Here is a 26,376-nt window from a genome sequence, read left to right on the forward strand (position 1 = left end):
ATCTATTTTGACGACGAACCGGCCTTGGGTTTTAAGATAAAGTAAATATGCATATAGAAGCCTTTCGTGACTATTGCCTTGCCAAAAAGGGAGTAACCGAATCCTTCCCTTTCGATGAGCAAACACTCGTTTTTAAAGTCATGGGAAAGATGTTTGCTATTTGCGGATTGGAACGCATCCCTTCTCAGGTTAATTTAAAATGTGATCCCGAAAGATCGGTCGAATTGAGAACCAGGTACGACGGCTTGATAATGCCCGGCTGGCATATGAGTAAATTACACTGGAATACAGTGATGATCGAAGCCAACCTCCCGCCAAAACTCATTACCGAACTCATTGACCATTCGTACGACCTAATAGTGGCCGGCCTGACAAAGAAAATAAAAGAGGAATTGAAGAATTTATAGAACAATTTCTTTTCGAAATGCCCTCGGAGTCTTCCCCTTTAGCAATTTAAATTTTCTATTAAAATGTGAGATGTTCTGAAAGCCTGATTGTTCGGCGATATCGGCAATAGCCAATTCTCTTTCTCGTCGCAATAATTGACAAGCCTCCTCTATGCGAAGCTCATTTAAAAAGCTAATATAGGTCTTATTGGTGCGTTTTTTAAAGTATTTACAAAAGGCGTTCTTGGTCATGGCCGCTTCTCTTGCAATGGAATCTAAAGTGATCTCTTCCCGAAAATGATTTATGGTATACGCAAAAACAGCATGCATGCGTTTCCCCTCATTGTCGTTGTATTTTTTTTCTGAAACAAAGGAAGATAAGCCCTCGTATTTCGCCTGATTTGCCACTTTAAGGAATTGTAGAAATAGCATAAACCGATCGAATTTTCTCGCCCGAAAAAGGGCCTTGAACAATCGAATGAGTGGCTCTTTCTTCGATAAGATCTTAATGCCGTTTTCCGTTTTGCTGAAAAAGCTTCGAAGGGATTGCACTTCTTCAGTTTCAAAAAAATGGGCCCCGAAAGATGCTTTCGTAAAGAAAACTGAGAGCATATGTGATAGCTCACTTTTCAATGGGTCACTTTTAAAAACATGTGGTAAGCTTCCTCCCAACACCAACAGATCGCCTGCCTTAAAATAGTTCACAGTGTCACCAACGATCAAGGTGCCCTCCCCCGATACGATATAACTAATTTGAATTTCTTCATGCTGGTGAAATTGGCCGTAAAAGAGCACTTCCTTATCTTCTTGAAGAATTAATGCATCGCGCCTGGGCTTTGGAATTGTAAAGGGAAGTGCTTTCATAACTAAGTGAATACTATTCAAAAATAAGTAATAAAACTTAAAATAGGATAATATAGTACCAGTATAAGATAAATCGCCATTAAAAATACCCTCGATTTTCGAATAATTTTACAGCAAAATTTTAAACCTATGAAAATAGCATGGAAAGGCGTTATGCCGGCGGTTACTACCAAATTTACAGATGACGATACATTGGACTTGCCAATGTTCAAAGTGAACCTGAAAGCCCAATTGGATGCAGGCGTACATGGCATTGTCCTAGGAGGCACCTTGGGCGAAGCTAGCACCCTTAGCGATGAAGAAAAACGGATTCTCACTCGCGAAACCGTGGCTTTCGTAAAGGGAAAAGTACCCGTGTTAATCAATATCGCCGAACAAACCACCAAAGGAGCGATTGAAGCCGCTCTAAAAGCCGAAGAAGATGGTGCAAGTGGCCTAATGGTACTGCCCCCAATGCGTTATAACGCAGGAGATCACGAAGTGGTTACCTATTTTAAAGCGGTCGCCAACAGCTCCTCTTTACCAATTATGGTCTATAACAACCCTGTAGATTATAAAACGATGGTGACCCTCGATATGTTTGAAGAATTATTGCAATGTGAGAATATTCAGGCCGTAAAAGAATCGACTCGAGATATCACCAATGTTACGCGAATCAAGAATCGATTTGGCGACCGACTTAGTATCATGACAGGCGTAGATACGCTGGCCCTGGAAAGCTTACTTATGGGAGCCGATGGTTGGATTGCCGGCTTGGTAGATGCATTTCCTGCAGAAACCGTTGCCATTTACGAACTGCAAAAGGTGGGACGCATTCAGGAGGCACTGGCCATTTATAGATGGTTTTTACCCTTGCTAGAGTTGGATATTAACCCTAAATTAGTGCAGAATATCAAACTCGCCGAAGTGGCTACCGGAATTGGCACCGAGAACGTTCGTGCACCAAGGCTGTCATTGCAAGGCGAGGAGCGGAAACACGTACTGAAAGTGATTGAAAACGGATTAAAAACGAGACCGCGTTTACCGGATTATAAAAATTTATAATCTCTTTTGGGTGTTCCCACGCTTTGGCGTGGTCAGGCTCTCGGCACTCGCTTTTTACACGAATTGATTTCTCTTGTAGCGCCGCTCTCCTTAAAGGAGAAATGGTTTACAATCGTTGTACGGAGGCGGAAGGCGTAAAAGAGCTCAAACAATTGCCTCCATCCTTAACACAAAAAATATGTTAGAGATTAGACCTTCTTGCGAACATTGTGATAAAGACCTTCCTTTTGATGCTTCGGACGCAATGATCTGTACTTTTGAATGTACGTTTTGTCAAGATTGCGTGGAAAAAATAGTAGGTCATGTCTGTCCAAACTGTGGGGGTAATTTTTCAAAAAGACCAATTCGTCCAAAACGATTGTTAGAAAAATACCCGGTTTCAGAAAAAAGAATTTATAAACCCGTAGCTGTGCAACAGCATTTACAAAGGATCAAAAAAATATGATGACAGGAAAAAACTATATAGGAAGCAGCCTTTCTGCAATGGGCAGGACGACATACAAAACATTCAATCCCCAATTAAATTTGGAGAATCCAACTACTTTTACAGAGGCAACTGCCGAAGAAATTAATGAGGCAGTCCAGTTGGCTTCCAGTGCATACAAGGTGTTTGGTACTATGTCCGGTGCTATAAAGGCACTCTTTTTAAACACCATTGCCGATGAAATTTTAGCACTGGGCGACACCCTAATTGAAACCTTTTGTTCCGAATCGGGTTTGCCTGAAGGCAGAGCAATAGGGGAGCGAGGAAGAACCCTAGGCCAGTTGCGTAGCTTTGCTGAGCTGATTGAAGAAGGTTCATGGGTGGAAGCTTCCATAGACACCGCCGATCCTTCCCGTACTCCGCTACCAAAACCCGATCTTCGGAAAATGATGATCCCACTGGGTCCGGTGGTTGTGTTTGGAGCAAGTAATTTTCCCTTGGCCTATTCAACTGCCGGAGGCGATACAGCTGCCGCCTTGGCCGCTGGTTGCCCGGTAATCGTAAAATCACATCCCATGCATTCAGGAACAGGCGAATTAATAGCTTCGGCAATTATTAAGGCGGCCATTGCTACCGCTATGCCAAATGGCGTTTTTTCAAATTTAAATAGCCGTGGCATCGAGGTGGGTCAGCAACTTGTAAATCATCCGGGGGTAAAAGCAGTCGGATTTACAGGCAGTATTCGTGGAGGACGAGCGCTGTTCGATTTGGCAGCAAAACGAGAAGAACCCATCCCGGTCTTTGCCGAAATGGGGAGTATTAATCCTGTTGTGATATTACCGAAAGCCCTTCAGAATAAGGGAGAATCACTGGCAAGAACCTATGCCAATTCTATCACACTTGGAACAGGCCAGTTTTGTACCAATCCGGGTTTGTTATTGGGCATAAAAAACGAAGCATTAACCGGATTTATTTCCGATTTGGCACATGAAATTGTAAAAATAGAACCCTCCTGTATGTTGCATCCCAATATTGTTGGTGCCTATGAGAGCAACAAACAGAAAGTTGTTGCGCAACCGGGATTAACGGTGGTTGCCAACTACGAAATGGCCGTGCAAGCCAATTACGCACGACAGGTGGTCACTACGGTCGAAGGCAAAACATTCTTAGAAAACAGCACGCTTCATCAGGAAGTATTTGGGCCTTTTTCAATGGTCGTTCAATGTGACGATGCAGATCAGCTAGAAAATATCATTTCGAAGCTGGAAGGACAATTGACAGGTACCTTGATCGCCGATGCCGGTGAAGCAAAGGAATATCCGGAGTTGATAAAAGCACTTCAGAACAGGGTAGGAAGAATTATTTTTAACGGAGTTCCTACGGGAGTTGAGGTATGCGCTTCTATGGTCCATGGTGGCCCATATCCCGCATCTACAGACAGCCGTTTCACGGCGGTAGGGATCAACTCTATTAAACGCTGGGTGCGGCCTTTTAGTTATCAAGATTGGCCAAATGAGTTGTTACCCGACGAATTAAAGAACGAGAATCCTTTGGGTATTTCAAGGTGGCTAAACAACAAACAAACTAATTCCAAAATATAACCTATGCGTTACCTTAGACCCTTCTTATTGCTTTTGTTGGCTATTTTATATATGGGTTGTGATGATACAAAAAGCGAGGATAATTCCTCTCAATTAAATAGCCTTATTGATGAATATCAGGATCATGAAGGGTTCGATAAGGAGGAATACCCCTTGGGGCTTTTTACAAAGGAATATTATAAAAGTGAAGCCGAATTTGCCGCGACGATATTAGAAGCCTTGTCAAAAGTAAAAACTGCTGACCTCAGTGAAACAGAGCAGATATCAGCCAAATTATTAGCCTTTGTGCTACAGGATCAAATAGATTATTATCAATTTGAACAATACCTGAATCCTTTACTGTCCGATGCTGGTTTTCACAGTGACCTCACCTATATGGTGCGACCGTTGACCAATTATAAGCAGGTAGGGGAATATTTAAATAAACTAAATGCCATTCCGCAATTTGTCGATCAAAACATCGCAAATCTACAGGCAGGACTTGAGAAGGGTGTTTCACAACCTCGCGTGATTTTTGAAGGCTATGAATCTACTTATAACGATCATATCGTTGAGAATTTTGAGGAATCCTTTTATTACAGTCCGTTTAAAGCACTGCCTGCCGAATTAACAGAATTGCAAAAGGATTCTATTTTGAACGCGGCCAAAACTGTGGTTGAAACAAAAGTGATTCCACAGTTCAGTAGAATTAAAATCTTTTTTGAAACCGAATACCTGCCAAAAACTAGGTCTTCCTTAGGAGTTTCCGAAACTCCAAATGGTAAGGAATTCTATCAAAATAGAATTAATTTTTATACTACTAGTACTACTTATACCGCCGATGATATACATCAAATTGGATTAGACGAGGTGGCTCGTATCAAAGGGCAAATGCAGCAAATTATTGCCGATTTGAATTTTAAAGGCACATTTCCCGAATTCCTCCATTTTTTAAGAACAGATCCTCAGTTTTATGCCAAGACTGCAGATGAACTGCTCATGATTGCCAGAGATATGGCCAAACGCGTGGATGCACAATTACCGAGATTCTTTAAAACCTTACCGCGCAAACCCTATGGAGTGGCTCCTGTACCCGATGCGATTGCCCCAAAATATACAGGTGGGCGTTATATTGGAACTTCAAAAGAAAGTACCGACCCTGGGTATTATTGGGTAAACACCTACGATCTTCCCAGTAGAACGTTGTATACCTTGCCTTCCCTTACCGTTCATGAAGCGGTGCCCGGGCACCATTTACAAGGAAGTTTGAATAATGAGCTCGGAGATAGTATTCCCCAATTTAGGAAGGATCTCTATCTTTCAGCCTATGGCGAAGGATGGGGGCTTTATTCCGAGTTTCTCGCTCAAGAAATGGGCATGTATACGACCCCTTATGAGCATTTTGGAAAATTGACCTACGAAATGTGGCGCGCCTGTAGGTTGGTGGTGGATACCGGAATACATGCCAAGGGATGGACAAGAGAACAGGTTGTAAACTATATGGCTTCCAATACGGCGCTTTCGCTACACGAGATCAATACAGAAACCGATCGCTATATTTCATGGCCGGGGCAGGCCTTGTCCTATAAAATTGGCGAGTTAAAAATAAGAGAACTGCGTTCAAAAGCCGAAAAGGAACTCGGTGCCGAGTTTGATATCAGGGCCTTTCATGAAATTATTTTAGAGCAGGGCACGGTTACCTTGGCGATTCTAGAAGAACGGGTTACTAATTTTATTCAGAAGAACAAGAATGAATAAAGGAACCTTTGTTTGTATCGACGCACATACCTGTGGAAATCCGGTACGACTTGTCAAGGAAGGCGGCCCAAACTTGATTGGGGCGAATATGAGTGAAAAGCGCCAGCATTTTTTAAAAGAATTTGATTGGATACGAAAGGGACTTATGTTTGAACCCCGAGGACATGATATGATGAGTGGAAGCATCCTATATCCGCCACACGATACGGCTAATGATTTTGCCATATTGTTTATAGAGACGTCCGGTTGCTTACCCATGTGTGGACATGGTACCATTGGGACGATCACGATTGCTATTGAAGAAGGATTAATTACTCCCAAAACGCCTGGAAAAATTAGAATGGAAGCTCCTGCCGGCTTGGTACAGATTACATACCAACAAAGCGGTAATAAGGTAGATTGGGTGCAACTTACGAATGTAAAGAGTTATTTAGCGGCCGAAGGCTTAACTATTGACTGCCCCGAATTGGGAGAAATTACATTTGATGTGGCCTACGGAGGTAATTATTACGCCATTGTAGATCCACAAATGCGTTTTAGCGGTGTGCAAGATTTTACGGCAGCCAAGATTATTCAGTATTCACAGGTGATCCGCGAACGTATTAATAAAAAATATCCGAATCAATTTATTCATCCGGAGAATGAGACCATTCGGGATGTAAGCCATCTGCTTTGGACGGGCACTCCCATTGATCCTACTTCATCGGGGCGTAATGCGGTGTTTTATGGAGAAAAGGCCATAGACCGAAGCCCTTGTGGGACGGGAACTTCAGCGCGTCTCGCTCAGTTGCATGCCAAAGGAAAACTTCAAAAAGGAGAAAAATTTATACACGAGAGTTTTATAGGAAGTAAATTTATAGGTTGTATTGAAGAAGTTACTACTTTAGCGGGAAATGTGGCGATAGTTCCTAGTATACAAGGATGGGCAAAGGTATATGGATACAATACGATTACAATCGACGATCAAGACGATCCGTATGCACATGGATTTCAAGTAATTTAATATGAATAAAGAAGTTGTTGTTATTGGCGGTGGCATTATAGGATTGTGTGCTGCCTATTATCTTCAGAAAGAAGGCCACAAAGTAACGGTAATCGATAAATCGAATATGGATGCGGGCGCCTCCTATGTAAATGCCGGGTATTTGTCTCCGAGTCATATTGTACCCTTATCGGCTCCGGGAGTGATGCGCAAAGGCCTTCGGTGGATGCTCAATTCGGCCAGCCCCCTGTATATTAAACCTCGCTTCAATTCAGAATTGCTGGATTGGGCAAGAGCATTCAATAGATCGTGTACTGCCAACCACGTTACAAAAGCAATTCCGGCCATCAAGAAGATTAGTTTATTGAGTCAGGATCTGTACGATGATATCAAAGCCACCAACGGTTTTACCTTCCACTATGAAAAGAAGGGCTTGCTAATGTTGTGCCAGACTGAAAAAATGCTGGAGGAAGAAGTAAAAACAGCAGAGCTGGCCAAAAAGGAAGGGCTCGACGTTCGCGAAATAAACCTTGAAGAATTACGAAAGTTAGAACCAAATGTATCCATTAACGTAAAAGGAGCTACCTATTATTTGTGTGATTCACATACCACGCCCAATGAATTTATGCAGGATATGAAGGCGCATTTACGTGCGTCCGGAGTACCGTTAATTTCAAATGAGGAGGTGGAAGATATACTAGTAAAGGATGGAAAAATAATTTCGATCCAAACGAATAAACAACCTATTGCCGCAGATGAATTTGTGTTGGCAGCGGGCTCGTGGAGCCATTTATTGAGTAAAAAATTAAATGTAAAACTATTGCTTCAAGCAGGAAAAGGCTATCGCATCAATACCGAGCGACCTACAGGAATTACAACCCCTGCCATTCTAGCCGAATCTAAGGTCGCCGTAACTCCGATGAATGGTTTTACCCGATTTGCAGGCACCATGGAAATTGCCGGTATCAACGAAGCGATCAATAAGGTACGTGTGGAGGCTATTGCAAATGCGGCCACACGATTTTATCCGGAAATTAAACTCACTGAAGCAGAAAAAAGTTCGGCTGCTTCGGGACTACGCCCTGTCTCTCCGGATGGATTGCCCTATATAGGTAAATCGAATAAATGCAGCAATTTGACGATTGCGACAGGCCACGCCATGATGGGTTGGAGCATGGGTACCGCTACAGGCAAATTAGTTTCTGAAATTGTTTCAGAAAATAAAATGTCCATGGATATTTCGGCGTTTAATCCCGACAGAAAATTCTAAACGAAAATTCTTACAAAATATAAATACTTAGAAAACAGTAAATTACAATAAGAGTTGTAAATTTATCAATCGTACCTATCCCCATTTAATTCCTTACAGTATTTGTAGGATGCTTTCGCCCCAAATCTTTGAATTTGTATTTTATAATTAATTGATATACTAACCAAAATTTAAAGATTATGAGAACAACCAATCGTTTTATTACTGCAGTAATTATTTTACTGTTAGCCATGCCCGTTTCTAGTTTTGCGCAAGACGGCACACCATCTGATCGACCCATGTATGTAACCGTCACCACCATGCATTGGAATATGGATAACGACGATTTTGATATGGATGAATGGATTGCGACTGAAAAAGAATTTATGGACAAAGTGACACGTAAGAATGAACACGTGATGGGTGCCGGATTTTATACACACCTCTATACGGCTGACAACCGGGAGATCTTGTTTGTGAGAACTTTTAAGTCTTGGGAGGATATTGAATTGGCAACTGCCCGAAGCAATGAATTAGCAAAAGAAGCTTGGCCCGATGAAAAGGCGGCAGATGCCTTTTTTAAAAAGCAAGCAAGTTACTATTCCAATTACCACGCAGATGAGATATACGCGACCATGAACGGTGCTAAAATTATGACAGCAGCGCCCACCAAAGACATGGTGTTATACATCAGAAAAAGCAAATTTGCCTTTCCAGAAGATGGATCACAGGAAGAGTTTAATAAGCTAAGAGATGATTTTACCAAGAATGTACTTCATAAAAATGAATATATAAAAGGCTACTACCCAAGTGTGCATGCCTGGGGAACAGACCGAAGAGATTTTGTAGAAGCCTTTGTTGTTGATTCAATGGTGGAATTGGACAAGGTTGCCGGACGTACTGGAGAATTGGTTCAGGCTTTTTGGCCGGATGCAGCCAAACGCGCCGAGATGAACAAGAAACTCGGTAAGTATTTTACGGGTCAACACGGAGATTATATTTATACAAATGTGCATCAATTGAATAAATAATTAATTTTAATGAATAGTAAAAGGGGTGCCATTGGCACCCCTTTTTTTATAGTTCTAAAGTTGCAATATCCAACCGCATATTGATCATATGTTTGACGAATCCTGCTTTTTCATACGCTCGAATCGCCGATGAATTCGCGTTGTATACATCCAGTCTAATTTCAAAAACACCTCTTTGTTTACACCACTTCAAAAGTGCGTCCAAAAGGACCTTGTTTAATCCTTTGCCTCTGTGTTCAAAAGGGACAAACATAAACCCCAAATAGCCTTGCTTTTTATGCTTCAAATAAGGGCGGTCGTCTTTTATTTTTGCGTAGCCCGAAGCAATAATTCCGCCCTCCCTTTCTACGACATATACTTCAGATTCATCCTGTATAATTAATTCTGAAATATCGTAATAACTTATTTTTTCATCCTTAATGGTTGGGTCCATAGGACGCTCCGCCTCAATAATTCCTTGTTCGAACTGTAGTAAGATAGGCAGATCATCTAGGGTGGCTATTCTAACATTATGATCCATAAATTTGAATTTGTATTAGCAGGACATATCGGCGACGATCTTCCATTCACCATCGATCTTTTTAAAGATGATCATAAAGACACCGTTGGCATCTCCCACAGTTCGCTTCAGAAAATATTCACCCATCACCCAATAAGAACCCTCGTCAATTTTCGAAATATCGTTGATCTTAAAATGGAGTGTGCCCGAATGTTTCTTTGTGGGATAGCCTTTTTTGTAGTTGTCAAGCGTTTGTTGCCACCCCTTGGTAAGACCGCTACTCCCATAGAATTTCAAGGAATCGCTTTTCCAATAACCCTGCATAAACCCTTCTAAATTGTTGGCAGACCAGGCTATTTCCTGAAGTTTCATGACCGATAAGATATTCGATCTATCCTCGGCTTCGGTGGTTTGTCCAAAGCTGTTTAAAGCACCACTAATGACTAAGGCAAGAAGTATATATTTCATAATTAAAAGTGTTTCATAAAGTCTTCCGAGAATACGGCATTCAATCTAAAGATAAGTTCTTTCGCGTTTTCTTTACTGAAGACAATGGGGGGTTTTATTTTGAGGACGTTATAGTCCGGCCCATCGGTGCTCATTAAGATTCCCAAGGCTTTCATTCTGTTGGCAAGATACGCAGCATGTTCGGCCAGGGGTTTCTTTTCTGAATCGTTTAATTCGAATCCTAAAAACAACCCTTCTCCACGAACGTCACCGATGATAGGATGGATACGCTGAAGTGCTTTTAGTTCCTCCTTTAGAAATCCTCCCACCTCGAGCGCATTTTGCTGAAGCTTTTCTGATTCAATAATCTCTAATACCGTACGTCCAATTGCACAGGAGACCGGGTTTCCACCGAAGGTGTTAAAAAATTCCATACCGCCGGAAAACCGCTCCGAAACTTCTTTGGTACAGGCCACAATGGCCAGCGGATGTCCATTACCGGCAGGTTTCCCCATGGTAACGATATCGGGAGTCACTCCAAACAATTCGAATGCCCAAAAGCTTTTTCCCATTCTTCCAAATCCGGTTTGGACTTCATCGGCAATGCAAATTCCTCCTGCCGCTCTTACGTACGCATAGATTTCCTTAAAATAATTGCTAGGAGGCACAATTTGACCGCCACAGCTCACCATGGATTCACCGATAAACCCGGCAATGCCTTTTCCTTCGCCTTTCAATCGATCGATATGTTCCTTGGCATGTCTGGCATAATCCACCCCACATCCTTCACCTGTATATTTTCCTCGAAAGGGATCGGGGAGTGGTAGCACATGAGTCGTTTCGGGTTTTCCACTGCCACCCTTTCCGTCAAATTTATACGAACTCACTTCCATTACGGCATTGGTATTTCCATGATATCCCACTTCAATGGCTAACATATCGCGTGCTCCGGTGCAGGCTCTCGCCATTCGGATGGCGAGTTCATTGGCTTCACTCCCCGAATTTACAATATGCAAGACAGACAAGGCTTCAGGAAGTTTTTTTAACAAGGCAGCTGTATATGCTACAATTTCTTCGTGTAAATAGCGTGTGTTGGTATTCAATAAGGACATTTGTCGCTGTCCCGCTGCAACCACCTTTGGGTGTTGGTGTCCTACATGATTAACATTATTAACGGTATCCAGATACTTCCGTCCCGTGACATCAAACAAATAAACACCTGCTCCGCGAACTATATGAAGCGGTTCATGGTACGACAAACTCAGACTCTTGCCCAGATGCTGCTTTCGGAAGTTAATCAAATCGGCCGAAGGCTTCTCGTATTGGGTGACCAGATGTCTGTTCTTAAACAATAAATTAGGATCGGGGCACAAACTTTTCCAAACGGAAAGTTGGTTTGCATAAGTCACTCCCGGATAATCCAGCTCGAAATCCAGCAGCGACAACATAAGTTGAAAGTGCAGATGTGGTGCCCAATTTCCATTCTCTTCAGGGGTTCCCAAAACGCCAATACGATCTCCTTTTTTTAGGCGAGTACCTATTTTATGGCCGGTAGCGCTTTCTACAGATAAATGTCCGTAGAGCGAAAAGAACGGATTTCCATCTGCCAGGTGCTTCAGAATAACAAGTCCGCCATATTCCTTATAACCCGCATCGTTTGTCGCTGTGACGACCTCTCCATCGAACAGGGTATGCACCGGAGTCCCGGCGGGAAGCCAAAAGTCAATGCCCAAATGATAGGTCCTACTTTCAGGGCCGCTATTTCCCTCTTTGTCATAGGAAGACGCGGTGTATAGAGGCCGAGGCTCACAATATCCCCCCGCTATTAATTTCTTCGGAAATGTTTTCTGAAGTTGGTCTATCTTAAATTGAAAAAGATCCAAATCGTTGAAATCGGTATGACTTCCCATCCAAATACTGGAAAGTTTTAGATCGAGCAAATGAATTGCTTCTTTTCCTTCGGAAGGAAATAGCTCTGAAAAATAAAACGATTTCTTATCTGCCCAACTTTTAAAGCGGCCCTCATCGGGGTGTGCCGAATAGCCACAGGCACTTCGAAAACTATACTCGGCAAATTCAGCATCAATTTTAGACCATTTTTGAAGCAGTTTCCAAGCTGGTTTCTCACTAATGAGCAGGTATACATTATCCGGTTCTTTGTGTTTGTTGATCGCCGATTTGGTCACAGATACTACAAGACGCATCGCTACAAGGGTATACAAACATTTCAGTTCCTTTTCTGAAATAGGATACTGTTCATGATATCCTTGTACTACTTCAACGGCTGCTTGTAGTGGGTCCGGGAGATCCATAATGGCATAGGCCAGAACAACAGCAAGATCGTTTATGGATTGGGTATACACCGCATCTCCAAAATCGATTATCGACAAAACCTTTGGGTTGCTTAGATCGTTCGAAACAATAATGTTAAAATCGTTCGCGTCGTTATGAACAACACTTTTAGGAAGTTCGGCGAATGTTGCTTGTAGCTTTGAAAAACGATTTTGAAAACTGGCAATGATTTCTTTTTGACTCCCTTCAAAACGGTGCAATTCATCAAAAGTCCAGTGGGCGTTTGATAAATTCCAGTCAAATTCCCGATGGGCTTCAGGATGATCAAAATTTAAAAGGGCCTTGGTGATTTTTCCACAGTTGGCGCCTAAACTCACTCGGAGTTCCTTTAATTTCGGATGAACAGCTGCCCAAACCCTACCATTGATCCAATTGAGCATTCGGATGTGTGAACTCCCTTTGTTGGCTAAGGGTTTCATTAGCTGAGGTACTTCTAGGCTGAAATCACCTTTTCTGAGGTGCTGGTGTATTTTTCCCTGAAAGTCTAAAAAATTTGGATCGGCATCGGGATGGGATACTTTTAAGATAAAGCAAGTTCCATCTGTGGTTTCCAACTTGAAATTTTGATCTATTTCCCCTGGCAAAGGCTTGGCAACAGCGTCAATTCCATACATTTCTTTGGCAATTTCTGAAGCTTTTTGAACGGAGATCTTGGTGGCCATGAGGGTCTACTTAGGCTAACAATATTAGGCAAAAAAGTTGGAAAGAGGAAGTTGGCGCCAAACAAAAATCTCCGCTGTTGGGAGGAGATTTTTGCAATATTATAAGGCTTTTATCAGTACGACTTAGAGCACACTTTTTTGTTTCTTATAAAAGGCATCTGCCTGCATTTGGAGTAATTCTCGGGCTTTTTTGCGTTTGTAATCGTATAGTTCCTGCTCTTCGGCAATATCGGCATATACGCGATTGTTCACATCGCGGTCTGTGGTTACTAAGATTTCGCGCTGTCCTTTTTGTTGGGTTACCCACGATTTCAATGCGCTTTCTTGCTCCTCCAGTTTGAGATCGTACGCTCCTTTTGGAGATATTAATTTGGCAAAGATAGGTGCAGTTTCTATGGCAAGAAATAACAAAAAGATAAATAAGGAAGGCAGCCAGGGCAATTGGTCCAAGGCATTTACTCTCGCCATGAGGCCGTCGAAACCATCTATTACGGGTTGTGTATTGACAACCTTGGTTTGATATTCTGAAGAAAGTGTAGCGATTTGTGCTTCGGTAGCGGCGATCTTTTCATTGTTATTGGCACGTAACTCCTGTAAGGCAGCCAATTCTGTATCGTGTTTTTCGCGCTTTTCCTTGTACACAGGTCCCTTCCCAATTAGTTCGGTACCTTTTCGGCCTTCTGCTTCAGCAATATAGGTTTCGTAATAGGCGTTGACCTCCGCTTCCTTATCGACTACCTCTTTTTTAAGCGTTTCAATTTCAGAATTCAATGCATCGATGGTGGGTGTGAATTGTAATGCCAATTGTTCTTTGTTGGCGAGGGTCATTTCATTTTTTTCCTCGAGCAACACTTGATTGATTTCCTTTTCAAATATTTTTAATTCCAATGGCTTCGCAATGACGATGGCAATAATGATCGCTAGTGCGATTCGAGGTGTTGCCTGTAAGAATTCGTCAAAAAAATGATCCCTTTTTTTGATGGTAGAAACTATAAAGCGATCCAGATTAAAAATGAGAAGCCCCCATATAAACCCGAAGAAAATTGCCGTTATATAATTGTCGAAAACGGTATACAGTGCATAGGCAGAGGCAATGGTGGCCATCACAGCGGTAAAGAACACCGTGGCTCCAATTCCTGCATACTTAGTGCGTTCTCCAGGTGAGCAGTCCTCTAGAATGGCAGTATCGGCTCCAGAACAGAAGATAAAAAAGCGTTGTAGCATAATGACTTAGGTTTTGATTGATGAGACTATATAACGTAAAAAGTGTTAGTTTGTTACAAGTTATTCGTCCGAAAAACCAAAAGTATTTTATGGGATTGCTACAAAAATACTTCCGAAGCGTAGAACTGTGCTTCAGTGGTATTAAAATCCAACTAGCACCCTGCCAATCTAATTTCTACGATTTTGTAGATATACCCACCGTCTTTAACATCAACCGTCAATCCATTCACCTTTTTTACAATTTCTATAGCCCTTTTTGAAGTTATTTTTTGCCCATCTTTAAAATGGGGTCCTCCATCGAACAGTAAAAAAAGCGCACCTTCTTCTGCCAGCTTTTCAATTTGGGCTACCATGTCTTTTTTGGTAGGTTGGGAATTGACAGCGGCCTGATTTTTTGTTTCTACAACGATGGGCTTTTTAGAAATTCGCACTTTGGGGTTGGCTGCATTTGCCCCTGTGGTTTGAATATTTAGACCATTGTTTTTCTTGATAAGTTCAATGGCCTTATCCGATGACACTTTTTCTCCTTCATAATAAAAGGTAGCCCCTTTCTTTGCCATTTTGATCACATGGTCAATCGGTGCATCGGGTGCGGGTGGCGGAGGAATATTACTTTTCTCGCCTTTCTTCACCCTTGGCGCATCTGGAGCAGGTGGTGGCGGTGGCGGTGATTTGGCATCGGTTGGCTTAGGAGCATCCGGAGCCGGAGGTGGTGGTGGAAAACTTGGAAATGGCTCGGCATTTTTCCGCTGTTTTTGAGACATAACATCATACAAATATATAAGTCGTTCCACCTCTTTTTTAACGATGAAGCGGTTGTCATCAGATTGCGAATTGTACTTTTTAGCCAGTTTATTGTATTCGGCAACCTGTGCCGCCGTTGCTTTTTCCTGTACCATTTCGGGGATAATTTCATGGGCCGGAAGGTCTTTTTCAATCACTTCCGTTGTGCTGAAACTAAGTAGTAAAATGGCTAGTAAGGGTAGGATCAAAATACTTTTAATCCAAATAGTTCTTTTCGATGTGTTTGTTTTCATAATAGTGAGTCGTTTTTTGATGAATGAATAGTGAATGGCATTCGCCAGATTGTTTTCGGGGACATTTGATGAGAACGTCAATAGGATATTTTGATAATTTTGAGGGGCTATGCCCTTTTCTAATACGGCGCGATCTGCTAAAAATTCATGATTTAATTTGACAGCGTGTTTTAACCAATGTACAAACGGATTAAACCAGAATACAATTTGGAGTAGCTCCATAATAAGGATGTCAACACTGTGCTTTTGCTTGGCATGTGTTTGTTCATGTAATATCACTTCGGAAGGGATTTCCTTGGCTTCGAACTTGGTTTTATTCAAGAAAATATAGTTGAAAAAAGTATGGGGTGTCACCATTTCTTTCAGTAATACATTCACGAAATGGTCTATTTTAAATTTTTGGTTTTGTTTAATTCGGAATAGGATGGCAAGGATATTTTTTATGAATCGAATACTGAAAAACATGACTCCTAAGACATAGATAATCCACATCGCCTTCAGCAACAGGTCCATCATGGACAATCTTTCGATTTCGGTCCCTTCCGAAGCCGTTGTAATAAGAATTGTATTCGAAAGTTCTGAAGCCTCCGTATAGCTGGTAAATGTAACCAGTGGAATTAAAAAGGAAATCACCACAGTCCCCAGCAGATAGCCTCTTTTGAAGACATGCATGCTTGTGCTTTCCAAAAGCAATTTGTAGAAGATGAAAAAAGCAGCCAGACAGGCACCCGATTTTAATACATATAGCTCCATAATTATTTCTTTTTTAATTCGTTGTCGATTATGGCTTTTAGGTCTTCCAATTCTTCTTTGGTCAAATTGGTCTCCTGTGTAAAGAAGGAGGCAAATTGTGAGGCACTGTCGTTAAAGAAATTTTTTATGAGTCCGTTTACATATTTTGAGAAATAGTCTTTTTTCTTGACCAACGGATAATATTCACGAGAGCGTCCAAGCTGTTTATAATCCACAAACTTTTTGTCCTGCATTCTTTTTAACAGCGTGGCAATAGTTGTAATTGCCGGTTTTGGCTCTGGGTAGACTTCAATTAAATCCTTCGTCATGGCCTTTTTTAACCGCCATAGGTGATTCATCAATTCTTCTTCAGTTTTGGACAATTTCATAGTGTTTGCATTAATTGTTCTACAAACATAGAATAAAAATTATTATTCTACAAACGTAGAGGTATTTTTTTCAGAAATAAATAAATCATTTGAGTTTCTTTGAGATTGGTTTACCTTTGTGAAAATTGAATTTATGAGTATAGAACGTACGCTTAAACAACGAAGTGACTCAAAATGTGAGTTGTGTGCCAGTATTGAAAAACTAACTGTGTACGAAGTCCCTGCCTCTAATAAAACCGGTGCCGAGGGTAGTATTTTAGTCTGTGCAACATGTGTGGAGCAAATTGAAGATGCCGATAAAAGAGATCCCAATCATTGGCGTTGTTTGAATGACAGTATGTGGAGCACTGTGCCGGTGGTTCAGGTAATGGCTTGGCGGATGTTGCAACGTTTAAAAGCGGAGGGCTGGCCTCAGGATCTATTGGACATGATGTATATGGAAGACGAGGTAAAAGAATGGGCCAAGGCCGATGGTGATGGAGTTGACAAGAGCAATGCCGTGGTGCATCGTGATAGTAACGGAGCAATTTTGGAAGCGGGAGACAATGTGGTTCTTATAAAGGACCTAAAGGTTAAGGGGTCCAGTATGGTTGCAAAACAAGGAACGGCAGTTCGAAGAATATCGTTGGACCACGAAAATGCCGAGTATATTGAAGGAAAGGTGGACGGTCAACATATTGTAATCATCACAAAATACGTCAAGAAAATTTAACTATATGGAAATAAAAAAGCCCTCCATCATGGAGGGCTTTTTTTATGAACTCATTTCAGTGAAATAGTGATAAAACTGCGGAATGGTTTCAATTCCTTTTAAATAGTTCCATATCCCAAAATGTTCGTTAGGCGAATGAATGGCATCGCTGTCGAGCCCGAAGCCCATCAAAATGGTTTTGCTTTTCAGCTCTTTTTCAAATAGAGCAACAATAGGAATACTTCCTCCACTACGTTGGGGAATAGGAGTTTTTCCGAAGGTGGCCTCATAGGCTTTTTCAGCGGCGCGATATCCTATACTGTCTATAGGAGTTACATAGGCCTGTCCTCCATGATGTGGTTTTACTTTTACCCGCACCCCTTTAGGAGCTAAACTTTCGAAATGTTTGGTGAATAATTCGGTAATCTTTTTCCAATCCTGATCAGGCACCAATCGCATGCTTATTTTTGCAAAAGCCTTGCTGGCAATTACCGTTTTGGCACCTTCACCTATATACCCACCCCAAATACCATTTACGTCGAGTGTTGGTCGAATAGAATTTCGCTCATTGGTTGTGTAGCCCGCTTCACCATAGACATCTTCAATATCCAGTGCTTTTTTATAGGCCTCTTTACTGAAGGGTGCTTCGGCCATTTTGGCCCTTTCGGTGATGGATAATTCCTGTACATCATTATAAAATCCCGGTATTGTAATATGGTTGTTCTCGTCGTGAAGCGATGCAATCATCTTGGTCAATACATTAATCGGATTGGCAACCGCACCACCGTACAAACCGCTATGTAAATCGCGATTAGGACCTGTGACTTCTACTTCCACATAGCTCAATCCGCGCAGTCCGGTTGTAATGGAGGGGACGTCCGGCGCGATCATTCCTGTGTCACTTATCAGGATGACATCGTTGGCCAATTTTTCACGATTTCGTTCCACAAACCAACCAAGACTAGAACTGCCTACTTCTTCTTCACCTTCAATCATAAACTTGACGTTACAAGGGAGCTGTCCCGTACTTGTCATATACTCCAGGGCCTTCACGTGCATGTACATTTGCCCTTTGTCGTCACAGCTTCCACGGGCAAAGATGGCGCCATCGGGGTGTAATTCGGTTTTTTTAATAACAGGTTCAAAGGGCGGACTGTCCCACAAATCCAAGGGATCGGGTGGTTGCACATCGTAATGACCATACACCAAAACCGTAGGTAATTTCTTGTCGATGATTTTTTCACCATATACAATGGGGTAGCCGGGTGTTTCACAGATTTCAACCGAATCGCAGCCTGCTTTTTCAAGGCTAACTTTAACGGCTTCAGCTGTTTTAATAACATCATTTTTGTATGCCGAATCGGCACTTATGGATGGTATTTTTAGTAGATCAATGAGTTCCTCTAGAAATCGTTCTTTGTTTTCTTGAATATAGGTTTTTGCACTTTTCATGGAATAACATAAATTTTGTCTAAAAGTACTAAAATTGAAGTACATTAGAGTGACCAATTCAAGCTGAATCTATGCCAAATTCATTTTTAAAAGTTCCTTTTAGCTTTTCGGAAGCGAGCTTATTGGCCGATTTTCAAATTTGTGAGTCATTTCAATTTACTCCTCATTTTAATACACGAGATTATTCCGGTGATTGGACGTCTATCTCTTTGCGATCCCCTTCAGGGGAAGTCAATAATATTGTTGCACATGCTGCAAGTTGGAAGGAGTACAAGGACACTCCCTTGCTGAAGGCATGTCCTTATTTTTCTGAAATCATTGACTCCTTTCGGTGCAAAAAAGAGGCAATTCGGTTACTGAAACTAGCTCCTGGGAGTAAGATCAAGGAACATACCGATTACAATCTGTCCTATGCCGATGGGCTTTTCAGAATTCATATACCTATACAGACCAATTCGGAGGTTTACTTTTATATTGATAAAAAAAGAGTCGTTATGGAAGTTGGGAGTTGTTGGTACGGGGATTTTAATTTAACTCATAGGGTTGAAAACTTAGGGGAAACAGACCGAGTTCATTTGGTAATGGATTGCGTGCGAAATGATTGGTCTGATGTGTTGTTTCAGAAAATGGGCTATTTGTTTGACCGAGAAAAAAAAGAGATATCGTATTCGGACGATACTAAATTGAAAATGATTTCTTCCCTACAATACATTGATAGTGAGGCGGCCAGAACCTTGGTTAAACAATTACAAGAAGAGCTTGCATCTAAAAAGGATAATTAGCAAAAAAATAATGTAAGTGCTTTTGGATTCGTAAGGATTATTTATATTTGCACCCCAATAGGTTTGCGGGCGTGATGGAATTGGTAGACATGCTAGACTTAGGATTAAACCAAATAAAAAGTGTTAAATTGCACTTAATGCGGGTGTGGTGGAATTGGTAGACACGTCAGACTTAGGATCTGATGCCGCAAGGTGTGGGGGTTCGAGTCCCTTCACCCGCACAAAAGCCGAAGAGAAATCTTCGGCTTTTTTTGGTTTGAAATCAGGTCGGAAAAAATGTTAGGTACAACATAGGTACAACATTTTAGTATTTTTAAGACAACATTTGTATTAATGCTAAATACTATTATTTCAATTTAGTGTATATGAATTGACCAATGAAATAATAAATTTTGCTAAACCACAACCTTATTTCTTCGTAAGAGAGATAGTTTATTATCATACAATATACCCGCAAGTTAAACTCGTAAAATACTTCCATCAAAAGACTACGGCATAAAGCCAACGCGCCTTCCACTACTCATTTATTCCGTTTCCTTTTGAGCCAAGATTTTATCTTCCGTTTGGTTTCTGCTCAAATATTGTTTAATCAAAAATTTGAGTATTATGACATCAAAAGCGAGTACCACAAAGAAGCGCAGTAGAGCAAAAGCAACTGCCAAAAAAGAAGTAAACGGAAAGAAATCATCCATACTTCAAATTCAAAACTTACCATTGGGCAACATCAAGCCGGACCCAGAACAACCAAGAAAGACTTTCAACAAAGATGCGTTACAGCAACTTTCTGAGAGCATCGAAGAGCACGGTGTATTGCAACCAATCACGGTAAGGCAATTAAACGGCCATTACATCATCGTGATGGGCGAACGCCGATATCGTGCAAGCAAGCTGGCAGGAAAAAAGACCATACCCTGCATCGTGAGGACTTATGAGAACAATGATGTTCTAGAAGTTCAAATCATAGAAAATCTACAACGACAAGATGTAGAACCTACCGAAGAAGCTGAGGCGATTGCTTACTTGAGTGAGAAATACGCACCAGCTGATATCGCAAAACGTCTGGGAAGAACAGACAACTTTGTAAGACAGCGTTTGAAATTGGCAGGATTGATTGACGGCTTTAAACACTTTGTCCGAAATGGCGAAATGACGATTTCGTTAGGTGTAGGTGTGGCACTTTTCGAACCAGAGGAACAACAGATGATATTGGAAACAATGGGCGAAGATTTTAATGCACACCAAATTAACAGGATGATTAAAGATCAAACATACGATTTGGATAAGGCATCTTTTGATGTAACTGATAAGAAGTTGGTGCCGAAAGCTGGGTCTTGTATAGAATGTCCGTTCAATGCAGCCAATCAAGGAAATCTATTTGGCGAGGGTAAAATGGTCTGTACTAAAGCAGCTTGTTTTGAAACGAAGAAAAGCAAGTCGTTCTTGAACGTGATTGAAAAATCCAAGAAAGAGAATATTCTACTGATTCCTGAAATACGACAGTATTGGGCAGATGACGAAAACAATCAGCTTGTTATTTCGCAGTTGGAAAAAAGTGGCTTGAAGGTCTATCTGCTGGATGATGTTGAAATTATTGAAAATCCGATTAAGCCATCAATAGAGGCCATTAAAATAGAATATCAACATTACGATTATTCTGAGGACGAGCTCAAGGCAGAATTGGAAGAAGCGATGCAGAGCTTCAATGAAGAACTGGAACAGTTTAGTACTGCTAAGGAAAAAGGATTTGTAAATGGTATCGTGTTCCATCCTGAGACCTACCAAAACAAAGAAGTGTTTGTAAAGGTAATCGAGAAATCAAAAGATAAATCGAGTGAGTATTCAGCACCATTGGCCAATAGGAAAATGGCGGATTGTACACCTGAAGAACAAATCGTGAAAATCAACGAAAGGGAAATCCGTAAGAAGCAGATTGAGAACAACAAGCAGTTTGAAGAAGTGGTTCAAATGATTCGTGAGACCGAATACATCAATTCGAAGAAGACACTTTCCACAGATGAAATGGTGGCATTCTCGATATCGCTCTTTGAAAATAATGTGGACTATATGAGCCAACAAAAGTATTTCTCAAAGTTCTTGGGCGACTCTTCCAAAATGACCAAAGTTGAAATGGTCGAGAATTTTAAAAAGAAGTTGAAAAAGGAAGTCTTTCACAAGTTGATACGGTATATGCTCACGAAGCAAGTGCATTTTGGCGAGAGCAATCACTTAAATAACCTGACGAACATTTCATTCTACAATGCGATGCAAGGCTATTACAAATCCAAGATTGACGGCATTGAGAAGGAATATGTCGAAAAACGAAACAAGCGTGAAGCACGTTTGAAAGAGCGCATCGCAATCCTTGAAAAGAAAATTCAGGAACTGAACGATTAGCTTTTGTTGTTTGAAGAAGGGTCGGCATTCGTGCCGGCCCTTTTTCTTTTTTATGATAGTGTCAAAAAAAAGTATTTACAAGGAAGGGGTTATCAATCAATAGTTAGCGCAAAGGTAAACTCGTAAAATACACCCATCAAAAGACTACGGCATAAAGCCATCGCTGCACCCTACGCTTATTTATTCCGTTTCCTTTTGAGCTGAGATTTTAGCTTCCGTTTGGGTACTGCTCAAATATTGTTTAACTAAAATTTCAAAATTATGAAACAGGTATCTAAAGCATCAAAGATTTCACTACAAGATGCTGAACAACATTATCAGTCAAGTAAGGAAAACTACACTATTGAAAGCGCAGAAAGCCACTTGGCTTATTACAGAGAAAAGCATCCACTGTACTATGCGCAGTTATTACAAAATGTCTAATCTAAAATTCAAAAGCTATGTATTTACAAAATTTGCAACAGGATGAAATCTTCGTTCCATCAGAAATGAAATCCTTAAAGAGTCTGACACAGATGGAATCCAGACGAGGGCTTGAAAATGCCATCATCTCAAATGGCAAAATCGTCAATGTGGTCTCGAACAGCTATGGACACATTCCGAATCAACTATTCTTTAAGAAAGCTGAGGAAATGCTGACCGATGCCCAATTGAACTTCCACAAGCGCACCATCAATAAAAATGATAGGTCGTTCATTACCGACTTTATCATCGATGATAAAAGCCAGTTTACAGTCAAGAACGACAAGGACTTGATACTGCCGATGCTTCGGTTTAAGAACTCGTATGATGGTAGCGAAAAGACCTCTGGCCATTTCGGGTTTTATAGAGAAGTGTGCTCAAACGGCCTGCACGTTTCACAGGCCGAAATTGAGTTTTCCATCAAACATAGTAAGAACAATACCGACCTTATAATGCCAAGGTTGAACAATCTATTCGAGAAATTTCTGGACAATGAGTTCTATACCATTACCAAGAAATTCGACAAGATGAAGGAATTTAAAATCATCGACACGCAGGAATTTGTAAAAGCAGTTCTCGATAAGACTAAGCTCTTTAGATACGAATGTAGCGATAAGAACAGTGACCCTTCAAAAAAGTCTCGTGAGGTTATCGAAATATTGAATTATGAAGCCTTGTTGCTTAATGAAGAACCGAATCTTTGGCTGGGCTACAATGCATTCAATTCTGTACTTCATAATGTATTGAAGAAAAGCTTCGGTCAACAAGAACGATTAGATAAAAAGCTATTCGATGAAGTTTATGAGATGGCTTAATGCTGATAGGTTTATCCAGTACCTTAAACTGGATTTTTAACCTCAAAAATGAAACTAAAATAAGGTATTCAATTATACTTGTTTCCCCTTTTTTCGATAACGTTCATCCCTTATTTCAGCAAAATAACCTGATAGCTTATATGATTTTGCGTGTTGTGTTTGTTTTATAAAAGATAAGTTGGGATGAAGCATAAAAGGTGTTTTATGATGTTGGACTATTACCGATTCAGTTTCATCATCATTTTCAACTGGATCAAATTGTTTTAATTCTAACTTTTTTTGATTCTGATACTTTTTCGACCTTTCGAGGATTTTTTCAAATTGAAAGTCAGTTACGTTAGAAGTACTATAAAGTGCCTTGTTTGCATAAAGACAGGTTAAACTATTGAAAAACTCAACATCAGTCTCATTTATTTGAATTTTACTAAACTGTTTTCTATTACCAACCTTGTATACTTTAGGGTCGTACATTACCAAAATCAAGTCAGGTGCTAGAGGATAAAATATTTGTAGCCCTTTGCTTGCCATACCGCAATGTCCATATGGGAAATTACGTGATTCTAAAAATTGATTATATTTTGAAACAGGGTTGTCGCTTGTAATTAATTCTTGGGAAGTGTTATTCTTAAGAAGCTTTATTTGCATATCCATCATCATAGGAAGGCTCTTAAGTAATATGTCTAGTGTTTTTTCGATAGCGTCGTCATATGCAAAAAAATGGGTATCAAAATCGAAGTCCTTGAACTTAGGTTCAAATTTCATTACTGTTTTTAGTGATTTATCTACCATATCATTAAATTCATCAGCATTTGCCCTGGTACGATATGCTTGTAGAAGGAAAAATAACCATATCCAGTAATATTCGTCAGACTTATTTTTTGGTAAAACTTTAGTTTTAACTACTTCTTTAAGAATTAATGAAGTAGTGTCTTCAATATTTCCAAACCAGTCTTCTCTTTCTAAGTTTTTACCATAGAAGTAATCCTCTTGTGCTTGACTCTTTATGTCTGCATTTTGAATTATTTTATAGGATTCCTTTAAGCATACTTTTATTGCTTTTTGATCGGAATCAGAACTAAAAAACTTCAAATAAAACTTTGGAACATAATGTTGTTTCTTTTTTTCTGGCATAAACTTACTTATGAAGCAACAATTTAATAATCTTATTCAGCTATTTCAAATATTTACCACTTTATTTACATAGTGGCAATAATTAGTTTTCAAATATTCGCCACTTTTTTGTATTTTTGGCAAAGTTTTGATATAAAGGTTATGCCAAAGATTGTAGAAAATAAACTTATAGAAGCATTTAAGGAACGTGGTTCTTTTGATAGGGACGAACTATTTCAGTTCTATCTGGACTTTGAACCAGATTTGAAGGAAAGTACCTTTAGTTGGCGAATATATGACCTAAAGAAAAAGGACATCATCAAAACTATTGGGCGTGGACTTTACGTAATTTCTTATAAGCCAAAGTATAAGCCAGTTTTGTCAGATAGCGTTCTAAAGATAGCACGCAAGATAAATGAACGATTCGAGGAAATCCAATATGCTATATGGGAAAACCAATGGCTTAATGAATTTACACAGCATCAAGTGTCTAATCAAATGATTATTGTAGAAGTAGAGAAGGAATTTACAGAGTCAATCTACTTCTATCTCAACGATGAGTTACGAATGGATTTTTTCCTGAATCCCGATGAAAAGGAAATTGAGTTTTACATTTCTGAAAGTTCTGTACCAATAGTCATAAAACGCCTTGTCACAAGAGCGCCAATAAGTAAGTTGAGAGACAAAAAAAATGTAATTCCTGTCGCCACTCTTGAAAAAATAATGGTGGATTTGTTTGCAGATGAAAACCTGTTCCATTTTTACCAAGGCTCTGAACTCATAAACATTTATGAAAAGATACTTGAGCGATACAATATTAATTTCACAAAACTTTTCAGTTATGCGAAAAGACGAAAAAAAGAACTGGAAATCAAGCAATTTATGAATAATCACATACCGAATATTTTAGAGGACATCATCAATGATTGAAAACAAAAGCTTCACAAGAGAATGGTTGGATTCTTTCCGAGCAAAAAAAGAATATAAAGGAATTAATGTGACCATCCTTGAAAAAATGGTGCGCGCACTTTCCTTATTAGAACACCTGAAGATAGCAGGGCTTGATTTTGTATTCAAAGGCGGTACGTCGCTTGTTCTTTTACTTGAAGAAGGCAATCGGTTTTCAATCGATATCGATATCATATCAAGTGTAAAACGAGAACCGTTGGAAAAAATTCTTGATGCGGTTGTTGCCAATACACATTTTAAAAGCCACACTTTGAATGAACGCCGAAGTTATAAAGAAGGCGTTCCAAAGGCACATTATACTTTTGAATTTGATTCGGTTTACAACCCAAACGTTCCTGGAACCATTCTATTGGATATTCTTTTTGACAGTCCCCATTATCCAGAACTTATAGAATCTTCCGTTGAGATTCCTTGGCTATCGGTTGATGAGCCTATCATATCAATTGCCACACCTTCGGTAAATTCCATCTGTGGCGATAAGCTTACTGCTTTTGCACCAGAGACCATTGGTATTCCATATTATAAGGGCGACCAGTTATTTACAATGGAAATCTGTAAGCAGTTGTTCGATTTAGGAAAGTTGTTTGAAAACATTACAGATATGTCTATTGTTAAGGCAAGTTTTTCCGCTTTCGCGAAGGCAGAACTATCCTATCGCAGTTCGGATAAAGATTTCGGCAAAAGAAACCTCAAAGAAACAGATGTGCTTTTGGATAGCATAAACACCTGTGCCATCATCGCCAAAAGAGAACGCAATCCAACCAAGGAAACAAAAAAGAAGTTCGAGGAATTAAACCGTGGCATACGCAGTTTTGGAAGTGCTTTTCTTATGACAGGGAATTTCAGGATAGAAGAAGCCCTTGCAGCTTCGGCCAGAGTAGCTTATTTGAATGCCATTTTGTTACAAGATGAGATAAAAGAAATCGAATATTACGAAGGACAAGACATAAACGAACTTAACGTTGAAAAAGAGGATTGGGTATTCTTGAACAAATTAAAACGACAACCGGATAAGTCCATATTTTATTATTGGTATAAAGC

General features: G+C 40.3%; 24 protein-coding genes and 1 tRNA gene. 16 read left to right on the top strand and 9 right to left on the bottom strand.

Annotation, left to right across the window (positions count from 1 at the left end; all coding sequences use genetic code 11):
• Positions 1–47: 47 nt before the first annotated feature.
• Positions 48–407: an MmcQ/YjbR family DNA-binding protein gene (locus K8F54_RS13760; protein ID WP_290791876.1), complete on the top strand. Its 360-nt coding sequence runs from the start codon at positions 48–50 to the stop codon at positions 405–407.
• Here the strand turns inward: K8F54_RS13760 and K8F54_RS13765 are convergent.
• The gene (locus K8F54_RS13765; protein WP_290791878.1) at positions 402–1,250 is read right to left on the bottom strand and encodes an AraC family transcriptional regulator; all 849 of its coding nucleotides are present in this window, start codon (positions 1,248–1,250) and stop codon (positions 402–404) included. The two genes, K8F54_RS13760 and K8F54_RS13765, sit on opposite strands and share 6 nt — an antisense overlap.
• A 129-nt stretch (positions 1,251–1,379) precedes the next feature.
• Between K8F54_RS13765 and K8F54_RS13770 the strand changes: the two genes are divergently transcribed.
• From K8F54_RS13770 to K8F54_RS13800, 7 genes are all read left to right on the top strand, one after another.
• Positions 1,380–2,294, top strand: a complete 915-nt coding sequence (locus tag K8F54_RS13770; RefSeq protein WP_290791879.1) for a dihydrodipicolinate synthase family protein — start codon at positions 1,380–1,382, stop codon at positions 2,292–2,294.
• Positions 2,295–2,472: 178 nt separating this feature from the next.
• Positions 2,473–2,739, top strand: a complete 267-nt coding sequence (locus tag K8F54_RS13775; RefSeq protein WP_290791881.1) for a DUF1272 domain-containing protein — start codon at positions 2,473–2,475, stop codon at positions 2,737–2,739.
• Entirely contained in the window at positions 2,736–4,319 is a 1,584-nt protein-coding gene (locus K8F54_RS13780) for an aldehyde dehydrogenase (NADP(+)) (RefSeq protein ID WP_290791883.1), read from the top strand. The genes K8F54_RS13775 and K8F54_RS13780 overlap by 4 nt, the downstream gene beginning before the upstream one ends.
• A 3-nt stretch (positions 4,320–4,322) precedes the next feature.
• Positions 4,323–6,056 (top strand): DUF885 domain-containing protein, encoded by a 1,734-nt coding sequence (locus K8F54_RS13785; RefSeq protein ID WP_290791885.1) that lies wholly within the window; start codon positions 4,323–4,325, stop codon positions 6,054–6,056.
• Positions 6,049–7,059, top strand: a complete 1,011-nt coding sequence (locus K8F54_RS13790; protein WP_290791887.1) for a 4-hydroxyproline epimerase — start codon at positions 6,049–6,051, stop codon at positions 7,057–7,059. The genes K8F54_RS13785 and K8F54_RS13790 overlap by 8 nt, the downstream gene beginning before the upstream one ends.
• Position 7,060: 1 nt before the next feature.
• Positions 7,061–8,308 carry an FAD-dependent oxidoreductase gene (locus K8F54_RS13795; protein ID WP_290791889.1) on the top strand — a complete coding sequence of 416 codons (1,248 nt, stop codon included), beginning with the start codon at positions 7,061–7,063 and terminating at the stop codon, positions 8,306–8,308.
• 179 nt (positions 8,309–8,487) lie between these two features.
• Positions 8,488–9,318, top strand: a complete 831-nt coding sequence (locus tag K8F54_RS13800) for a hypothetical protein (protein WP_290791891.1) — start codon at positions 8,488–8,490, stop codon at positions 9,316–9,318.
• 46 nt (positions 9,319–9,364) lie between these two features.
• Here the strand turns inward: K8F54_RS13800 and K8F54_RS13805 are convergent, their stop codons facing one another.
• From K8F54_RS13805 to K8F54_RS13830, 6 genes are all read right to left on the bottom strand, one after another.
• Complete coding sequence (locus K8F54_RS13805; protein WP_290791893.1) at positions 9,365–9,838, bottom strand: GNAT family N-acetyltransferase; 474 nt, start codon at positions 9,836–9,838, stop codon at positions 9,365–9,367.
• 15 nt (positions 9,839–9,853) lie between these two features.
• A complete protein-coding gene (locus K8F54_RS13810; RefSeq protein WP_290791895.1) occupies positions 9,854–10,285 on the bottom strand; it encodes a DUF4440 domain-containing protein in 432 nt (143 codons plus the stop codon).
• 2 nt (positions 10,286–10,287) lie between these two features.
• Positions 10,288–13,278, bottom strand: a complete 2,991-nt coding sequence (locus K8F54_RS13815) for an aminotransferase class III-fold pyridoxal phosphate-dependent enzyme (protein ID WP_290791897.1) — start codon at positions 13,276–13,278, stop codon at positions 10,288–10,290.
• 123 nt (positions 13,279–13,401) lie between these two features.
• Positions 13,402–14,502, bottom strand: coding sequence for a DUF4407 domain-containing protein (locus K8F54_RS13820; RefSeq protein ID WP_290791899.1), 1,101 nt, complete (start codon positions 14,500–14,502; stop codon positions 13,402–13,404).
• Positions 14,503–14,654: 152 nt separating this feature from the next.
• Entirely contained in the window at positions 14,655–16,292 is a 1,638-nt protein-coding gene (locus tag K8F54_RS13825; RefSeq protein WP_290791901.1) for a M56 family metallopeptidase, read from the bottom strand.
• A 2-nt stretch (positions 16,293–16,294) separates the two neighbouring features.
• Positions 16,295–16,660, bottom strand: a complete 366-nt coding sequence (locus tag K8F54_RS13830) for a BlaI/MecI/CopY family transcriptional regulator (protein ID WP_290791902.1) — start codon at positions 16,658–16,660, stop codon at positions 16,295–16,297.
• A 133-nt stretch (positions 16,661–16,793) separates the two neighbouring features.
• Here K8F54_RS13830 and K8F54_RS13835 point away from each other — a divergent pair, with 133 nt between their 5' ends.
• The gene (locus tag K8F54_RS13835) at positions 16,794–17,372 is read left to right on the top strand and encodes an alkylphosphonate utilization protein (RefSeq protein ID WP_290791904.1); all 579 of its coding nucleotides are present in this window, start codon (positions 16,794–16,796) and stop codon (positions 17,370–17,372) included.
• A gap of 42 nt (positions 17,373–17,414) precedes the next feature.
• Here K8F54_RS13835 and K8F54_RS13840 read toward each other — a convergent pair whose 3' ends face one another.
• Positions 17,415–18,803, bottom strand: coding sequence for a dipeptidase (locus K8F54_RS13840; RefSeq protein ID WP_290791906.1), 1,389 nt, complete (start codon positions 18,801–18,803; stop codon positions 17,415–17,417).
• Between the two features lie 71 nt (positions 18,804–18,874).
• Between K8F54_RS13840 and K8F54_RS13845 the strand changes: the two genes are divergently transcribed.
• The 5 genes from K8F54_RS13845 to K8F54_RS13865 all read left to right on the top strand — a co-directional run bounded on the left by K8F54_RS13845 (position 18,875) and on the right by K8F54_RS13865 (position 23,256).
• A complete protein-coding gene (locus K8F54_RS13845) occupies positions 18,875–19,585 on the top strand; it encodes an aspartyl/asparaginyl beta-hydroxylase domain-containing protein (protein WP_290791908.1) in 711 nt (236 codons plus the stop codon).
• A gap of 139 nt (positions 19,586–19,724) precedes the next feature.
• A tRNA-Leu gene (locus K8F54_RS13850) sits at positions 19,725–19,806 on the top strand.
• Between the two features lie 385 nt (positions 19,807–20,191).
• Positions 20,192–21,979, top strand: a complete 1,788-nt coding sequence (locus K8F54_RS13855) for a ParB/RepB/Spo0J family partition protein (protein ID WP_290791910.1) — start codon at positions 20,192–20,194, stop codon at positions 21,977–21,979.
• A gap of 261 nt (positions 21,980–22,240) precedes the next feature.
• A complete protein-coding gene (locus tag K8F54_RS13860) occupies positions 22,241–22,402 on the top strand; it encodes a hypothetical protein (protein WP_290791912.1) in 162 nt (53 codons plus the stop codon).
• 17 nt (positions 22,403–22,419) lie between these two features.
• A complete protein-coding gene (locus K8F54_RS13865) occupies positions 22,420–23,256 on the top strand; it encodes a DUF932 domain-containing protein (protein ID WP_290791914.1) in 837 nt (278 codons plus the stop codon).
• A 72-nt stretch (positions 23,257–23,328) separates the two neighbouring features.
• Here the strand turns inward: K8F54_RS13865 and K8F54_RS13870 are convergent, their stop codons facing one another.
• On the bottom strand, positions 23,329–24,387 hold the full coding sequence (locus K8F54_RS13870; protein WP_290791916.1) for a DUF4238 domain-containing protein: 1,059 nt from the start codon (positions 24,385–24,387) through the stop codon (positions 23,329–23,331).
• 141 nt (positions 24,388–24,528) lie between these two features.
• On the opposite strand from K8F54_RS13870, the gene K8F54_RS13875 reads away from it, so the two are divergent.
• Together K8F54_RS13875 and K8F54_RS13880 are read left to right on the top strand one after the other, a co-directional pair.
• A complete protein-coding gene (locus K8F54_RS13875; protein WP_290791917.1) occupies positions 24,529–25,296 on the top strand; it encodes a DUF6577 family protein in 768 nt (255 codons plus the stop codon).
• On the top strand, positions 25,289–26,376 hold a 1,088-nt coding region (locus K8F54_RS13880; protein WP_290791919.1), incomplete at its 3' end, for a nucleotidyl transferase AbiEii/AbiGii toxin family protein. The genes K8F54_RS13875 and K8F54_RS13880, both read left to right, overlap by 8 nt.

It is taken from the genome of Altibacter sp., from assembly GCF_019913785.1.
GTDB lineage: Bacteria > Bacteroidota > Bacteroidia > Flavobacteriales > Flavobacteriaceae > Altibacter.

What these genes read in the sequence shown, in the direction of transcription:
- K8F54_RS13830 (WP_290791902.1), bottom strand. Translation starts at nt 16,660, where the DNA reads ATGAAATTGTCCAAAACTGAAGAAGAATTGATGAATCACCTATGGCGG.
- K8F54_RS13820 (WP_290791899.1), bottom strand. Translation starts at nt 14,502, where the DNA reads ATGCTACAACGCTTTTTTATCTTCTGTTCTGGAGCCGATACTGCCATT.
- K8F54_RS13825 (WP_290791901.1), bottom strand. Translation starts at nt 16,292, where the DNA reads ATGGAGCTATATGTATTAAAATCGGGTGCCTGTCTGGCTGCTTTTTTC.
- K8F54_RS13810 (WP_290791895.1), bottom strand. Translation starts at nt 10,285, where the DNA reads ATGAAATATATACTTCTTGCCTTAGTCATTAGTGGTGCTTTAAACAGC.
- K8F54_RS13775 (WP_290791881.1), top strand. Translation starts at nt 2,473, where the DNA reads ATGTTAGAGATTAGACCTTCTTGCGAACATTGTGATAAAGACCTTCCT.
- K8F54_RS13765 (WP_290791878.1), bottom strand. Translation starts at nt 1,250, where the DNA reads ATGAAAGCACTTCCCTTTACAATTCCAAAGCCCAGGCGCGATGCATTA.
- K8F54_RS13780 (WP_290791883.1), top strand. Translation starts at nt 2,736, where the DNA reads ATGATGACAGGAAAAAACTATATAGGAAGCAGCCTTTCTGCAATGGGC.
- K8F54_RS13800 (WP_290791891.1), top strand. Translation starts at nt 8,488, where the DNA reads ATGAGAACAACCAATCGTTTTATTACTGCAGTAATTATTTTACTGTTA.
- K8F54_RS13805 (WP_290791893.1), bottom strand. Translation starts at nt 9,838, where the DNA reads ATGGATCATAATGTTAGAATAGCCACCCTAGATGATCTGCCTATCTTA.
- K8F54_RS13860 (WP_290791912.1), top strand. Translation starts at nt 22,241, where the DNA reads ATGAAACAGGTATCTAAAGCATCAAAGATTTCACTACAAGATGCTGAA.
- K8F54_RS13865 (WP_290791914.1), top strand. Translation starts at nt 22,420, where the DNA reads ATGTATTTACAAAATTTGCAACAGGATGAAATCTTCGTTCCATCAGAA.
- K8F54_RS13785 (WP_290791885.1), top strand. Translation starts at nt 4,323, where the DNA reads ATGCGTTACCTTAGACCCTTCTTATTGCTTTTGTTGGCTATTTTATAT.
- K8F54_RS13790 (WP_290791887.1), top strand. Translation starts at nt 6,049, where the DNA reads ATGAATAAAGGAACCTTTGTTTGTATCGACGCACATACCTGTGGAAAT.
- K8F54_RS13795 (WP_290791889.1), top strand. Translation starts at nt 7,061, where the DNA reads ATGAATAAAGAAGTTGTTGTTATTGGCGGTGGCATTATAGGATTGTGT.
- K8F54_RS13870 (WP_290791916.1), bottom strand. Translation starts at nt 24,387, where the DNA reads ATGCCAGAAAAAAAGAAACAACATTATGTTCCAAAGTTTTATTTGAAG.
- K8F54_RS13815 (WP_290791897.1), bottom strand. Translation starts at nt 13,278, where the DNA reads ATGGCCACCAAGATCTCCGTTCAAAAAGCTTCAGAAATTGCCAAAGAA.
- K8F54_RS13845 (WP_290791908.1), top strand. Translation starts at nt 18,875, where the DNA reads ATGCCAAATTCATTTTTAAAAGTTCCTTTTAGCTTTTCGGAAGCGAGC.
- K8F54_RS13875 (WP_290791917.1), top strand. Translation starts at nt 24,529, where the DNA reads ATGCCAAAGATTGTAGAAAATAAACTTATAGAAGCATTTAAGGAACGT.
- K8F54_RS13770 (WP_290791879.1), top strand. Translation starts at nt 1,380, where the DNA reads ATGAAAATAGCATGGAAAGGCGTTATGCCGGCGGTTACTACCAAATTT.
- K8F54_RS13835 (WP_290791904.1), top strand. Translation starts at nt 16,794, where the DNA reads ATGAGTATAGAACGTACGCTTAAACAACGAAGTGACTCAAAATGTGAG.
- K8F54_RS13840 (WP_290791906.1), bottom strand. Translation starts at nt 18,803, where the DNA reads ATGAAAAGTGCAAAAACCTATATTCAAGAAAACAAAGAACGATTTCTA.
- K8F54_RS13760 (WP_290791876.1), top strand. Translation starts at nt 48, where the DNA reads ATGCATATAGAAGCCTTTCGTGACTATTGCCTTGCCAAAAAGGGAGTA.
- K8F54_RS13855 (WP_290791910.1), top strand. Translation starts at nt 20,192, where the DNA reads ATGACATCAAAAGCGAGTACCACAAAGAAGCGCAGTAGAGCAAAAGCA.